Genomic DNA, 13741 nt, shown 5'->3' on the forward strand with positions numbered 1-13741 from the left:
GAAGAACGGTCATGCTGAGCTTGCCGAAGCATCTCGCGTGCAGTAGTAAACCTGATGAGGGGAGTTACCATTGCACGCGAGATGCTTCGGCAAGCTCAGCATGACCGTTCTAGTATTTTAGTGGTGCTATTATTTACCTTGCTAGCCCCTCCGCAAAAGCTACCTAGCTTTCGTGCTGCACCATATCCACCCACTCACGACTCGAATGACCTTGAAACGTACGCTTTTGCTCAGCAGCGCCTTGCTCGGCCTTGCGCCAGCTTCCTCCTTCGCCCAAAAAGCTAGCCCCAAGCCAACTGATTTTCACCAATGGGCCGCCACGCCGCCAATGGGCTGGAATAGCTGGGACTGCTACGGCCCGACGGTGGTAGAGAAAGAAGTGAAGGCCAACGCCGACTACATGGCCAGCAAGCTCAAGGCGTACGGTTGGGACTACGTGGTGGTCGATATTCGCTGGTACGTGGGCAACGACACGGCCCACGGCTACAACGAGAAAAATCCGGAGTACAACATCGACCAGTACGGCCGCTTCACGCCGGCGCCGAACCGGTTTCCGTCGGCGGCTGGGGGCAAGGGCTTCAAGCCGCTGGCCGATTACATGCACAGCAAGGGCCTAAAGTTCGGCATTCACATTATGCGCGGCGTGCCGGTGGAAGCCGTGAAGCGCAAGCTGCCCATCCTAGGTACCAAAGTCACCGCGGCCGATATTCACACGACGGAAGGGCAGTGCAACTGGCTCCACGACATGTACACCATCGTGGCTGGTAAGCCGGGGGCGCAGGAATACTATAACTCGATCTTCGAGCTATATGCGTCGTGGGGCGTTGATTTCGTGAAGATTGACGACTTGTCAGAACCCTACCACACGGCTGAAATCGAGATGATCCGTAAGGCTATCGACCGCACGGGCCGCAAGATTGTGCTGAGCATGTCGCCGGGCGAAACGCCGATTGCTGATGCCAAACACGCCCAACAGCACGCCAACATGTGGCGCACCGTGGGCGACTTCTGGGACAGCTGGGAGCAGCTCAAAGAGCACTTCGACGTGTGCGAGCGATGGGCGCCCTACATCATGCCCGGTGCCTGGCCCGACGCCGATATGCTGCCCCTGGGTCGCCTAGGCATCCGGGCCGAGCGCGGCGACGACCGCATGACACGCTTCACCAAAGATGAGCAGCACACACTCATGACGTTGTGGAGCATCTTCCGCTCTCCGCTCATGTTCGGTGGCGATTTGCCCAGCAACGACCCCTTTACCTTGTCATTGCTGACGAATAAGAACGTGCTGGCAGTACATCACAACAGCAAGAACAACAAGCAGCTATTCCGCAACGGCGACGCTGTTGGTTGGATGGCCGACGATCCGCAAACCGGCGACAAATACCTAGCTCTCTTCAACGCCGCCGACCAGAAGCCCGCCGATGAGAAAGATGCCAAGTGGGTGAGCAGCCAGATCACGCGGCAGAACGTTAGCCAAACGGTAGATATCGACGTTACGGGTGCCAAAAAGCTGTACCTGTGCGTGCGCGGTGGCGCAGACGGCACCGCCTGGGACCACGCCAACTGGCTCAACCCAACGCTCACCAACGGCGATAAAACCTTGCAGCTAACCACCGCAACCTGGAAAGAAGCGTCGGCAGGTTGGGGTAAGACCACGGTGAACAAATCCGTATCGGGTGGCCCCTTAACGGTCGACGGCAAGGTGTACGAAAACGGTATCGGCACCCACGCCAACTCGGTGATTGAGTATGATTTGCCGGCTGGCTACACACGATTCAAGGCCACCGTAGGGCTGGACAAAGCGGCTGCTGGGCAAAACACCGGCGGTACGCTCAAGTTCTTGGTATTCACTACGAGCCCTATGCAGGCTATGCCGCCCGACTCGGCGCGCATATCGGTGGCGCTCAAAGACCTAGGTTTTCCAGCCGGCGTCACGGTACAAGATTTATGGACGGGCCGGAAAGTGGGCACCTTCACGCAAGGTTTCTCGCCGTTTATCCGGCGGCACGGCGCGGGTTTCTACCACGTGTCAGCTAGCACCAGCGGCAAGAAGTCGTAAGCTAGCTGGCCAATTTAAGCGAAGGTAATTAGAGGGCTTATCACATGCTTATGTGATAAGCCCTCTTTGTTTCGGTGCATACTTTTGTAACGCCTTAATCGACAGATTAATGCAGTATAAAAGTGCGGCTAGTTATGCCTCCTGACGAAAACGCTGACATACTGGAAAGCCGGCTGGCGACGCTGCAACACGCTGATGAAGAAGCCTTCATGGAGCTGCTGTTTCGCTCGTTTTATCAGCCGCTGGGCAACGTCATCTACCGGGTAGTACAAGATCGAGCTGCCGCCGAGGACCTGTTGCAGGACCTCTTTCTGAAAGTATGGAATAACCGCGGCACGCTCGTCATCACGACGACTTACAAAGCGTATCTCTACCGCGCCGCTATGAATACGGCTTTGCACCACCTGCAAAAGCACAAGTACCAAGTGGCCTGGGACGATGCACGCGTTCCTGAACCGAGCCGCAACGACACGGCCGACAATTTGGCCGGCGAAGAAGTCGAGCTAGCAGTAGCTGGTGCTCTCGAAGCGCTGCCACCGCAGTGTCGGGCGGTGTTCGTGATGAGCCGGGAAGAGGGCATGAGCTACCGCCAAATTGCCGAAGCCCTGAACGTGGCCCCTAAAACCGTCGAAAACCAGATGGGCAAAGCGCTGCGGCTGTTGCGGGAGCGGCTAAGTGGTTTCCTGTCAGGCATGAGCATGTGCGTAGCGATGATGGTTGAAAATATTTTTTGAAAGAGCGTGGGGGTGAAGGCTAGGTTTTGGGTCATAGGATCAAATCAGCTTTTCTAACCTACTCACCTTTCCAAGCAATGAAAAAAGTACTGCTCTCTATGTTCCTCCCTATGCTGTTCCTCTCGGCCTGCGACAATGATTTGATAGCGCCCAATGTGCGAGGCGTCGGCCCAACGGAATCGGAAACACGCACGCTGAACAGCTTCAGCAGCGTAGAGTTGAAGATTGATGCAGAGGTTGTTCTCACGCAAGGCCCCACGCAAGAAGTGCGCATCGAAGCCCAGCGTAACATCCTCGACGTTCTGGAAACGGAGCTTTCCGGCAACAAGCTCGAAATCGAATATGGCCACCACAATGTGCGTGGTCACGACCCGGTGAAAGTGTACATCACCGTGCCTTCGCTCTCCGAGGTGGAGGTAGCTGGCTCCGGCAAGATTCATAGCGCCACCCCCTGGACGGCAAGCAGCTTCCGCTCGCACGTATCCGGGTCGGGCGAGATTATCATGACTTTTGCGAAAGTGGATGGCCTGCGGACAAACGTATCAGGTTCGGGTGAGGTGCGCCTGAGCGGAGTGGCGCAGAGCCATAACACAACCATTAGCGGCTCGGGTAAGATCTACGCCTATGATCTCACCAGCCAGGACACGTATGCTTCTATTAGCGGTTCGGGTAAAACCTATGTGTCTGCTGCCCGCACGCTGGAAGTTGACCTGAGCGGGAGCGGCTCGGTGTATTACCGCGGCAATCCGAAGGTAAGCTCCCGTATTTCCGGCTCGGGCAAAGTGCTATCCGAGAATTAAATCACTAGCGTCAGCTTAGTCGTCCGCGCAATGAGTGACCTAGGTGCGGACGACTAAGGTGGCGCCACTACCAGGACCAAACTCCTAGAACTGCTCCTCCCAACTATGGCCGATTTCTTACCCGATTCCGATGTTCCGTGGGAGTTGCTGGCCAAGCACTTGGCCGGCGAAGCTTCTGCGTCGGAGCAGCAGCAATTGCACCACTGGCTGGCCGTTGAGCCAAGTCGGTTGCAGCTGCTCACCGACGCCACACGGACCTGGGAGCGGGGCAGAAACACAATGAAAGCGTTTACGGAAGCCGACGTGGAGCCCGCCTGGCAACGCTTCCGCACTTCGGCTGGCCTAGCTCCAACGCCGCCAGCCGAAGCTAGCCCGGCTCGGGTTGTGCCGATGTGGTCGACGCCAATAGGCATAATGCGTATTGCCGCTGCTCTTGCCTTGTGCATCGGCGTGTGGGGTCTGATGCGGGCGTGGTTACCAAAAAAGCTAGGCACTCAAGAAGTTACTGTAGCAGCCGGTCCCAAAATTCAGCTGACCACCTTGCCCGACGGCAGCCGCGTGTGGGTGAACCGCAACTCTACGCTGACGTATGGCGCTAACTTCAACGGGGCGACCCGCGAAGTGCGCCTGCAAGGCGAGGCTTTCTTTGAGGTGAAAAAGGACCACGGCCGTCCCTTCACGGTGCTGGCCCACGATACTCGTACGCGGGTGCTGGGTACTTCCTTCAACGTGCGCGCCTACCCAGCCGAAGATTCGGTGGAGGTGGCTGTCGTGACGGGGCGGGTCTCCTTTCTGCCTAGCTCCCGTGTGAAGCCCGCCGCCCCCGATTCGCTGCTCTTACCAGGCCGCAGAGGGGTGATCTACAAGGAAACACCGCTCGTAGTCGCGCAGCATTCTATTACCGATTTCAACTTTCGGGCGTGGCAGCGGCAGGAGTTAGTGTTTGATAACCAACCACTCCGCGAGGTAGCGCAAGATCTAGCGCGTTACTACGGCACGCCTGTCAAGCTGGCCCGGCCAGCCTTAGGCGAGTGCCGGTTCACCGGCTCCTTCCGGCAAGTGACGTTGTCGCAGGCGCTACACATCGTCAGCCTTTCGGCGGGCCTGACCGTCGCGCAGTCTGCCGAGGGCTATGTGCTCGATGGCGCGGGCTGCCGCTAGCCCTTCTCTCTTCTATTCAGACTTCTACTTACTATGAACACTGCGCAAAACCGCGTATGCCTAATTCTGGCTGCGCTGTGCTTAAGCATACAGCAGCCCCTTGTAGCGCAACCAAAACCTAGCCCTGTGCTCGAGCGCAACGTGTCGGTAAACTTTCAGAAAGTACCGCTCGAATCGGCGCTGCGTACGTTGCGCCAGCGCTATGGGGTGAACCTTTCCTACAGCAACACCGCCCTAGACTTGCGCCAGTCCGTGACGCTGCGTTTGCAAAATCAACCGCTTCGCACTGTGCTCAATAACCTACTGCGCGACACCAACGTCAGCTACCAACTGGTCGGTAATCAGGTAGTACTACATCCGGCGCCCACAAAGCCAACCACCGTAACGGCTTTGGCTACTGGCGCCACGGCTAGCACCGCCGCCCCCGTGCGCACCACAGAAGCTAGGTCGACCCCTGTTGAGCCCGCTGCAAATAGTAAGCCCGCGCCGCAAACTATCTCCGCTAAACCGGCGAGTGTACCTAGCAAGGAGGCCAGCAAGCCCGCACCGCGCAAGCCAACAAGCGCTACAAACCCGCTGACTTCTAACAAAAGCACGGCTAGCAGCACCTCAAAGAATACCAGCATGCGGGCGGCAAGCGGTGCTACGGAACCTAGCCCATCAGACAGCAACGGCGTAACGGCCTCTACTGCCCCCGCCACTGCCGCACTGAATCAGTCCGCTCCTCAACCCGCCGCAGACTCGGTTGGGGTAGCGGCGGCAGTATCCGCTACAAAGCCGGAACCCGAGGAAGCTGCGCACGAGACCATCACCAAACCGGCGCAGGTATCCTTCTTCTGGCCCTTGGGCTCGAATGGATTTAGTAGCGGTCGTACCGTCAACAAAGTTTCGCTCAACGTGCTAGCCGGCTACCAGGCCGGAGTCGATGGCTTCGAGGCAGCTAGCCTGCTCAACGTAGACCGCTACAACGTGAAAGGGGCGCAGGTGGCGGGCGTCGGCAACGTGGTTGGGCAGCAGCTCACGGGCTTCCAGGGCGCCGGCGTGCTGAATGTGCTAGGGGGTGAAGCGAACGGCTGGCAGGCCGCGGGCGTGCTGAACTTAGCTAGGCGCGCGGTGCACGGCGGACAAGCGGCCGGGGTGTTCAATGCCACTTTGGGGGAAGTGCGTGGAGTGCAGGCAGCGGGGGTATTCAATGTGGCGCGCTCAGTACACGGGGTGCAACTAGCTGGTGTAGTGAATATTGCTGATTCAGTGGATGGTATTAGTATTGCGCCCTTCAACCTTGTGCGTCACGGATATCATCGGCTAGAAGTCACCAATTCGGAAACCTGGCCGGTAAGTGCCGCTCTGAAGCTAGGTGGCTCAGCGGCGTTCTACACGTTTGTCACCGGCGCCTATGATGATTTCGGCAGCGGTCCTAGGCGTTGGGCACTTGGTTACGGGGTTGGTACCGAAGCGTGGTCGCGTAAGCGGCTGAGCCTAGCGTTGGATGCAGTGGCCATGCATGTAAATGAGGAGCAACGCGGCTGGACGGACGAGCTGAACCTGCACAACCAAGTGCGGGTGCTGCTCGGGTTTGCGCCCTTCAAAGCAGGCAGTCACCTCCGCATTGTGGCCGGCCCAACAGCAAGCGTGCTGGTCACACAGCGCTACGACAGTGGCGAGCAGAAAATCTATTCCAACCTCACCAAAGGCCACAAGCTGTGGCTAAACGAAGGCTCCGCCAGAACGCGGGTGTTCGGCTGGTTTGGGTACAGCGCCGGTATTCGATTTTAAGCTGGAAAGTTGGTCTTAAAAGAACGTCATGCTGAGCTTGTCGAAGCATCTCGCGTGCAATGGTAAACCCTAGTGATTGGAGTTGCTACTGCACGCGAGATGCTTCGACAAGCTCAGCATGACATTTTTAATAAAGCTGTCTAGTTGAAGGCAACCTAGCCCCCAATCGTCGACATCGATTCAAAGCTGAGCTGGTGCAGAGGCCGCTTTTGCTCGGCTTCGAAGCCATTGGCGGCACGGTAGCGGAATGCGTTTGCAAGCGCTTCTTGCACTTCCATATCGGAGGCCCCGCCGCGCAATAGCGCCCGCACGTCGAGCACGCCCTGGTCGTAGAGGCAGGTTTTGAGGCCACCTTCGGCCGTGAGACGGATGCGGTTGCAGGTGCCGCAGAAGGTGCGCGAATACGCGGCAATGATGCCTACCTGACCTAGGTGACCGGGAATGGTATAATCGGTGGCCGTAGCGCCAGGTTTGGTGGCAACGGGCGTCAGGCCGGGAAAATGCTCCTCCAAGTGTTCCCGAATGCGGCGGTAGTTCCAGGGCAGCTCAATGGCCGCATGGCTACCACCGTTGAACGGCATTTCCTCAATAAAGCGTACCTCAATGGGGAGTTCGCGGGTGAGTTCGGTCAGCGGTACCAAGTCCTGCGTGTTCTGCCCATCCATCACTACCGCGTTGATCTTCACCTGAATACCAGCAGCTAGCAGCGCATAGAACGTATCAAGCACTCGCGGCAATTCGTCGCGGCGCGTGATGCGGTGGAAGCGGCTGCGGTCGAGGGTGTCGAGGCTGAGGTTAACGGCTTTCACTCCAATACGGGCTAGCTCGGACACGTGTGGTGCAGTGAGCACGCCATTGGTAGTCAGGCTAATGTCGTTGATGCCAGGAATGTTGCTTAGGCGTTCGATGAAGGGCACCAGGTCGCGCCGCACGAAAGGCTCGCCGCCCGTTAAGCGTACTTTGCGCACTCCCAGACCAGCTAAGATGGTCACGGTGCGCTCCATTTCTTCGTAGCTCAGCAATTCATTTTTAGGCAAATACTCGATGCCTTCGGCGGGCATGCAGTAAAAGCAACGCAAATTGCAGCGGTCCGTGACGGCTAAGCGCACATATTCGAGTGGGCGACCATGGTTATCGAATAAAACGGACGGAGTAGCAAAAGCCATAGACAGCAACAAAAAGCAACACGTGCCGCGTTTAAAGTGCCACGCGAACGAAGGGGACTTCCGTAAGGACGAATTCTAAACAAAAAACGTTTAGCTGCACTTCGCAGTTTCGTGTGAAGCAGCGTATACGCAACGTTACTTGTTATAAACAAATGAAATTAAAAATTGCCCTTTTTGGCATCACAAAAGAAATCGTTGGTAAGCCCGAACTGGAGCTAGATGCTCCCGCCGAGCAGTCGGTGGCCGAGCTTATCGAGCAGCTTCGTGCAAAATACCCCGCGCTGAATGAGCTGACTAGCTTCGCCGTAGCCGTGAACAGCGACTATGCCGACGACGACTATCAACTGCACGAGCGCGACGAAATTGCGCTCATTCCGCCCGTTAGTGGAGGCTAGGGTGTAGCGCGAAGCTCCAGCCTCGCGCCATCGTCGGGTGAGCGCACCTAGGTCCGTTCGACGACAGTCCACCACACGCGAAGCTGGAGCTTCGCGCTACATTGTAGAAAATCAACCCCATGCACATAGAACTTACCGGCGAGCCTATTGATGTAGCCGCTGTGCTAGCGCTTGTAGAAGACGAGGGTGCCGGTGCCGTGAATGCATTTGTGGGCACCGTCCGTAACCAATCGACCGGCAAAAAGGTGGTGCGCCTGCACTACGAAGCCTACGACGCCATGGCCGTCGGCCAGATGCGCCGCGTGGCTGAAGAAGCTCAGGAGAAGTGGCCCATGCTGCGCAAAGTAGCCGTGGTACACCGCAAAGGGACGCTCGAAATCGGTGACGTAGCCGTGGCTATTGCCGTTTCTACGCCTCACCGGGCCGAGTCGTTTGCCGCCTGCCAGTTCATCATCGACACCATCAAAAAAGTGGTGCCAATCTGGAAGAAAGAAGAATACGAGGACGGCGCCGTGTGGGTGGCCGCGCACCCGTAGCGTGTACTTTGTAGCCCGCGCTACATTTGCCTGGATGCCGGAACCTAGCTAGCTTCTATCAGTTGCACAGCCTTTTCTAGCAACTCATCGCGCCCCTCCCTAATGCCTTGAATGGTCGGCTTCACCTCCACGTCGGGCACAATGCCTATGCGCTGGGTTTCGCGCCCATTGGGGTAGTACACCCCTAGGCCCGTAATCACGGTAGGGATATTACCAGGCAAAATGATGTTTGAGATGTTGCCATCGGCGCCGGCCGTAGTGCTGCCTACCACAGTGGCATTGGGCACCGTGCGGAGCGCCATCGTCGTGAATTCGGCTTGGCTCTGTGTCAGTTCGTTTACCAAGATGACTACCTTGCCTCGGTAGGGCTTGCCTCTACCTGGCTGGACGTACAGAGGACCAATGTTCGTGAACATACCCGGATACGTCACTTCGGGCTGACTAAATTTTACGAAAGGCTCCGGCTTATTCAGTAAGTATCGCAACAGGTTGTACACTACAAATTCAGCGGGGTAGTTGCGAATATCTATTACTAAGCCCTTCGTGTTTCCAGCGGCTTCCATAATGCTTGGTAGCCTCTCGTTCTTAAGGGTGCCTAGGGAGAGGTAGCCAATATTGTTGGGCAGTAAGCGCCAAGGGTCGAGCAGGGGGCTAGGTGTGCCGGTATTTAGCGCTAGGTTCAGCTTGTTGGCAGGGTAACGCGTTACCTGCAAGGGGAGTATTTGGCCGTTACGGTTTACTTGAAGCTGTACCTGCTCGGTGTTGCCACGCAGCAGCAGATTGGCAATTTTGCGCAGTTGGGTGGGTTCGTTTGAGGCTGGGGAAATAGGTTGAAGTTGCTTCACCAACGCGGGCACGGCTACCCCCTCAATCTTTTCAATGATATCACCCTTCTGCAAACCCGAAGCTTGCCCTAGGTTGTCATCATAAAAGTCCGTCACAACGGCTTTGTTCTCGACGAAACGAACTCGAGCAGGGGCATAAAACTGGCCTTTGTAGTCAGCTAGCACTTTATCTTGGTAGATGTCGGCGTGCGTATCGTTGAGGCGCGCAATCAACGTGAGCAGCGTTAGGTGGTACTGCTCAGCCGTGTTAGCCGCTGCCAGTTTCGGAATGAATTCGGGCAACACGCGCTGCCAATCTTCCCCAATGGCGTAGCGGTAAGGGAAGAAGTACTCAACCATGTTCCAATACCGGTAGAGCGCCAGCAGCCGCAAACCAGCGTCGGGTATATCGGTGAAGTCGTAGGGCACCTCGTGCTCGAAGATAGGGTTGCCCACCCGCGGCGCGGCACTCACGTAGTGATGTAAGCCTTGGTTGCGATTCCGGCGCAGGTAAGCTAGCTGCGTGCGGAGCGCTTCGCCGAGTTGCTTCTGGTCGTTGAGCCAAGCTAGGTCCGCCTGCAAGCGCACAGTGTTAGCAGCGGGTTCTTTGCAAGTTTTACAAGCCGGCACCTCCCCAAATTTAGTAACCCAGGTACTCAGGAGCTGGCTACGAGTCTTTTCATTGGGAGCACCCAACACCGAAGGCAGTACCCGAAATAATTCCGCATCCATGTTATAGTTGCCAACCGCTACAACTGGGTGGTAGTATTTCACGAAGCCCCACACCCGACCTAGCACCGACAAGTTCTCAATCTGCTGCTCGTTGAGTTTTGCTGGTAAAATCACCCCGGAGCGCCGTTGGAAGGCAGTGTCTTGGGCAGCCGCATAGTGCGTCGTCGTTTCTAGCGCTTGGTTGGACGCGGTAGGTTGGGCCAAGTCGGCGGCACTGATGGCTAGTTGTAGCGGCAGCCACAGAGTAAATTTTAACATAGAAGAATAGGAGAGGGCGTGTAGAAGGTAGAGGCAGAAAGATAGACGAAAGTGGCATTCAGCTAGTGATTTACAATAAAAACGCGTCAACCTACACTGCCTGTTGTGCAGTATAGGTTGACGCGTTTTCGTCGGGGCAAGGCTTCGACGTGGGTAGCGAACCGGAGGCGCCTAGGCTTTTAGCTCCCGCTCCGCTACTTCCCGCTCTTGCGGCGTATTCACGTTGCGCAGATCGTTAGGCTTAGGTGGCGTCAACAACTCGATGTCGGAGTTAATAAGCGCCTTGCGCGGACAAGAGTAGCCTAGGCTGAGGAAGCGCAGCAGCACGCCGTAGCTACGCGGCTCCCAGATGCTCGTGAGCGGCTCCGGAAACTCATTTTCCGAGCTTTGAAAAGCCGTGGCTACTTTCCCCGCATTGCGATGCTCCACCAGGTAGCGCAACGTATCGGTTGACAAAAAGGGCAAGTCGCAGGGCACTACGAGCCAGGCGGCGTTTGGGTCAAGTTGAAGGGCTGAGAGAATTCCGCCCATTGGACCTAGGCCCACAAACCGATCGGGGAGAGGCGTAAGGCCAGTGGGCAGTTCCGTGGCTTGGTCGGGTCGGCAGGAAACCAGCACATCGGTGCATACCTCGGCCAGCAGTTGAGCAGTATACTGGCGCTGTTCTAGACCGTGGTATTGCAGGCGGCCTTTGTCGGTCTGCATACGTTGGCTCTGGCCGCCCGCTAGCACCAGGCCTCGCAGCGGTGGGCGGCTATCGTGCCACCATTGTTGCACAAAAGCAGCAATACCGGCTGTGTCAGCTAGGGCCAGTACTGGGAGCTGATCTACTTGCGGCAGGTGCGTGCGCAGGTACTCCGGTATTTCCGTTACACCTTCGGGGAGCAAAATGGCGCGCACATCGGTGAGGCGGTCGAGCTTGCGGTCGAGCGGTTTGGCCGGGTCGAGGATGATGATTTGCTGACGAGCGCGGAAATGGTTGCCGTTCACCAGCACGATGCTTTGGTTAGCTAGCAGCTCTTTTTGCGTGAAAGGATCAAGCGTAATATGCTGATCTACGCGGCGGAAGGTAATCTTATCGGTTAGCTCGGCCGAGGCGCCGGCCAGCATGATGGGGCTAGCGCCGCCCGCGCCACCACTAGCCGCATCGTCGCCGGCGGCGTGGTCGGCATCCACGTAGGCCACGCGGAGCGTAGCCGCCAAGTGCGGCAGCAGGCGGGCTACCAACTCTTTAATCTTGCCGCACGGCGCACCCAGAATAGCTAGCTCGTGGCGGCCAAACTCACCTAGGTGCGGACGGGCCATTTGGGCGTGCTTGGTATGCTGCGCAACGCCGGCCGTGATGTTAGTCGACATGGTGGAAATCTTGTTTGCCGCCCGTTTTATCGAGCAGGCGGGTTTCGGCAATGACAATGTTGTGCGAAAGAGCCTTGCACATATCATACACGGTAAGCGCCGCAACGGAAGCTCCCGTAAGGGCTTCCATCTCTACGCCGGTCTTGCTGGTCACGGTGGCTGTGCACTCGATGATAACGGCGTCGGGTCCAGCTACTTCGATGCGCACCTGGCAGTCGTCGAGGCCAATGGGGTGGCAAAGCGGAATAAGGTCAGCGGTTTTCTTCGCCGCCATCACCCCAGCTATGATAGCCGTCTGAAATACAGGGCCTTTGCGCGTGGGTAAGTCGCCAGCCTGCACGAGCTGAATAATCTCAGCTCCGAGGATGACGCGGCTGCGGGCACGGGCCACCCGGCGAGTCGCCGCCTTGCCGCCCACATCAACCATAGAAGGCTGGCCAGCGTCGTTTAGATGCGTTAGTTTGGGAGTATCAGACATGAAAAGCAAGGTAGAATGTAGCGCAACGTTGGTGCTTCGCGTATCGTTGCGGGAGTTGAACGCGGGCAGCAGATAAAAGTCGATGATGAAACAAGGCAAGCGAATTATCTTCTTGCTTGTTTGTGCATAAACCGGCTGCCGACCGATACTATTTACAACGATACGCGAAGTACGGACTTCGTGCTACATGATTCTGCCCCTTATGCTCTCTGTCGAAGAAGCTACGCGTAGTATACTAGCTACCGCCCGCCCACTGCCATCCGAAACGGTACCCTTCCTTGCGGCCCTAGGTCGTGTGCTGCGCCAAGACGTAACCGCCGACCGCGACTTTCCTCCGTTCGACCGGGTGGCGATGGATGGTATCGCCTTGAACTATAGTGCAGTAGCTGCCGGGCAAATACGTTTCGTGATTGAAAAAACGCAGTTTGCCGGCCAAGCTCCCGCGCCGCTCACCGACCCAGCTGCTGCCATCGAGATTATGACCGGCGCCGCGCTGCCCCCTGGCACCGACGCGGTGGTGCGCTACGAGGATATTCTAATCGAGGAAGCAGCAGACAGCCGCGTAGCCACCCTACAAGTGCTGCCGAATGCATCTGGCCAAAATGTGCACCGCCGGGCCTCCGACCGCCAGCAGGGCGACGTGCTGCTCCCAGCAGGCACGTTGCTAGGCTCGGCGGAAGTGGCCGTGGCGGCTACCGTTGGCGCTACCGATCTGCTGGTTGCGAAGCGCCCAAAAGTAGCCGTAGTAAGCACCGGCGACGAACTGGTGGAAATTGGCGAGCAGCCGCTGCCTCACCAGATTCGGCGGTCCAACTCATACATGCTAGCCGCCGCCGTGCAGCAAGCAGGCGGTACGGCCGAAATCTTTCACTTCAACGACGACTTCGATGCCTTGTGCAGCGGGCTGCCCGCGTTGCTGCGCGACTACGATGCGGTGCTGCTAAGTGGTGGCGTATCAAAGGGGAAAGCTGACTTTCTGCCGGCGGCGCTGCATGAAGTTGGCGTTGAGCAGCTGTTTCATGAAGTGCAGCAGCGGCCGGGTAAGCCCTTTTGGTTTGGGCAGCACCCAGCGGGCGCAGTTGTGTTTGCGCTGCCGGGCAACCCGGTTTCTACGTTTGTGAACTACTACCGCTATGCGCAACCATGGCTCCGCGCCGTTCAGCTGCCTACCCCGGTGCCAGCGCCTGCGGCCTATGCGGTGCTTGCCACCGAAGTCACCTTTCGGCCGCGCATCACGCACTTTCTGCTGGTCAGCCTCGAGTCGACGGCAGACGGGCGTGTGCTGGCGCACCCCGAGCGGGCTCACGGCTCGGGCGACCTAGCTAGCTTATTGCCCAGTGATGGGTTTCTAGAATTACCGGCTGAGCAAGAGCTTTTTCCGGCTGGTACGGTACTGCCCGTGTGGCGCTTTCGCTACTAAATACACACCCACACGTGGCTTCTAGCTGGTATCAGATGAGGCTTAC

General features: G+C 57.5%; 12 protein-coding genes. 8 read left to right on the top strand and 4 right to left on the bottom strand.

Annotated elements, in window-relative coordinates; translation table 11 throughout:
- Nucleotides 1-211: 211 nt before the first annotated feature.
- From SD425_RS00860 to SD425_RS00880, 5 genes are all read left to right on the top strand, one after another.
- On the top strand, nt 212-2059 hold the full coding sequence (locus SD425_RS00860; RefSeq protein WP_324674423.1) for an NPCBM/NEW2 domain-containing protein: 1848 nt from the start codon (nt 212-214) through the stop codon (nt 2057-2059).
- A 134-nt stretch (nt 2060-2193) separates the two neighbouring features.
- Nucleotides 2194-2793 carry an RNA polymerase sigma-70 factor gene (locus tag SD425_RS00865; protein ID WP_324674425.1) on the top strand — a complete coding sequence of 200 codons (600 nt, stop codon included), beginning with the start codon at nt 2194-2196 and terminating at the stop codon, nt 2791-2793.
- 77 nt (nt 2794-2870) lie between these two features.
- Nucleotides 2871-3593, top strand: a complete 723-nt coding sequence (locus tag SD425_RS00870) for a head GIN domain-containing protein (RefSeq protein WP_324674427.1) — start codon at nt 2871-2873, stop codon at nt 3591-3593.
- A gap of 105 nt (nt 3594-3698) precedes the next feature.
- A complete protein-coding gene (locus tag SD425_RS00875) occupies nt 3699-4754 on the top strand; it encodes a FecR family protein (protein WP_324674429.1) in 1056 nt (351 codons plus the stop codon).
- Between the two features lie 33 nt (nt 4755-4787).
- Nucleotides 4788-6530: a DUF4974 domain-containing protein gene (locus tag SD425_RS00880; RefSeq protein ID WP_324674431.1), complete on the top strand. Its 1743-nt coding sequence runs from the start codon at nt 4788-4790 to the stop codon at nt 6528-6530.
- Between the two features lie 155 nt (nt 6531-6685).
- On the opposite strand, the gene moaA is transcribed toward SD425_RS00880, so the two are convergent.
- A complete protein-coding gene (gene moaA / locus SD425_RS00885) occupies nt 6686-7696 on the bottom strand; it encodes a GTP 3',8-cyclase MoaA (RefSeq protein ID WP_324674433.1) in 1011 nt (336 codons plus the stop codon).
- 152 nt (nt 7697-7848) lie between these two features.
- Between moaA and moaD the strand changes: the two genes are divergently transcribed.
- Complete coding sequence (moaD, locus tag SD425_RS00890; protein ID WP_324674434.1) at nt 7849-8091, top strand: molybdopterin converting factor subunit 1; 243 nt, start codon at nt 7849-7851, stop codon at nt 8089-8091.
- A 119-nt stretch (nt 8092-8210) separates the two neighbouring features.
- Nucleotides 8211-8627, top strand: coding sequence for a molybdenum cofactor biosynthesis protein MoaE (locus SD425_RS00895; RefSeq protein ID WP_324674437.1), 417 nt, complete (start codon nt 8211-8213; stop codon nt 8625-8627).
- Nucleotides 8628-8671: 44 nt separating this feature from the next.
- Here the strand turns inward: SD425_RS00895 and SD425_RS00900 are convergent, their stop codons facing one another.
- From SD425_RS00900 to moaC, 3 genes are all read right to left on the bottom strand, one after another.
- Nucleotides 8672-10441: a S41 family peptidase gene (locus SD425_RS00900; protein WP_324674439.1), complete on the bottom strand. Its 1770-nt coding sequence runs from the start codon at nt 10439-10441 to the stop codon at nt 8672-8674.
- Between the two features lie 171 nt (nt 10442-10612).
- Nucleotides 10613-11797 (bottom strand): NTP transferase domain-containing protein, encoded by a 1185-nt coding sequence (locus tag SD425_RS00905; protein WP_324674441.1) that lies wholly within the window; start codon nt 11795-11797, stop codon nt 10613-10615.
- Nucleotides 11787-12275 (bottom strand): cyclic pyranopterin monophosphate synthase MoaC, encoded by a 489-nt coding sequence (gene moaC / locus SD425_RS00910; protein WP_324674443.1) that lies wholly within the window; start codon nt 12273-12275, stop codon nt 11787-11789. Before moaC ends, SD425_RS00905 begins: the two co-directional genes overlap by 11 nt.
- Before the next feature lie 187 nt (nt 12276-12462).
- Here moaC and SD425_RS00915 point away from each other — a divergent pair, with 187 nt between their 5' ends.
- Complete coding sequence (locus SD425_RS00915) at nt 12463-13695, top strand: molybdopterin molybdotransferase MoeA (RefSeq protein ID WP_324674445.1); 1233 nt, start codon at nt 12463-12465, stop codon at nt 13693-13695.
- The last annotated feature ends 46 nt before the right edge of the window (nt 13696-13741 follow it).

The organism is Hymenobacter sp. GOD-10R (genome assembly GCF_035609205.1).
Taxonomy (GTDB): domain Bacteria; phylum Bacteroidota; class Bacteroidia; order Cytophagales; family Hymenobacteraceae; genus Hymenobacter.

Excerpts from the sequence above, each read along its gene's own strand:
- SD425_RS00865 (WP_324674425.1), top strand. The coding sequence starts at position 2,194 with ATGCCTCCTGACGAAAACGCTGACATACTGGAAAGCCGGCTGGCGACG.
- SD425_RS00870 (WP_324674427.1), top strand. The coding sequence starts at position 2,871 with ATGAAAAAAGTACTGCTCTCTATGTTCCTCCCTATGCTGTTCCTCTCG.
- SD425_RS00875 (WP_324674429.1), top strand. The coding sequence starts at position 3,699 with ATGGCCGATTTCTTACCCGATTCCGATGTTCCGTGGGAGTTGCTGGCC.
- SD425_RS00880 (WP_324674431.1), top strand. The coding sequence starts at position 4,788 with ATGAACACTGCGCAAAACCGCGTATGCCTAATTCTGGCTGCGCTGTGC.
- moaA (WP_324674433.1), bottom strand. The coding sequence starts at position 7,696 with ATGGCTTTTGCTACTCCGTCCGTTTTATTCGATAACCATGGTCGCCCA.
- moaD (WP_324674434.1), top strand. The coding sequence starts at position 7,849 with ATGAAATTAAAAATTGCCCTTTTTGGCATCACAAAAGAAATCGTTGGT.
- SD425_RS00895 (WP_324674437.1), top strand. The coding sequence starts at position 8,211 with ATGCACATAGAACTTACCGGCGAGCCTATTGATGTAGCCGCTGTGCTA.
- SD425_RS00900 (WP_324674439.1), bottom strand. The coding sequence starts at position 10,441 with ATGTTAAAATTTACTCTGTGGCTGCCGCTACAACTAGCCATCAGTGCC.
- SD425_RS00905 (WP_324674441.1), bottom strand. The coding sequence starts at position 11,797 with ATGTCGACTAACATCACGGCCGGCGTTGCGCAGCATACCAAGCACGCC.
- moaC (WP_324674443.1), bottom strand. The coding sequence starts at position 12,275 with ATGTCTGATACTCCCAAACTAACGCATCTAAACGACGCTGGCCAGCCT.
- SD425_RS00915 (WP_324674445.1), top strand. The coding sequence starts at position 12,463 with ATGATTCTGCCCCTTATGCTCTCTGTCGAAGAAGCTACGCGTAGTATA.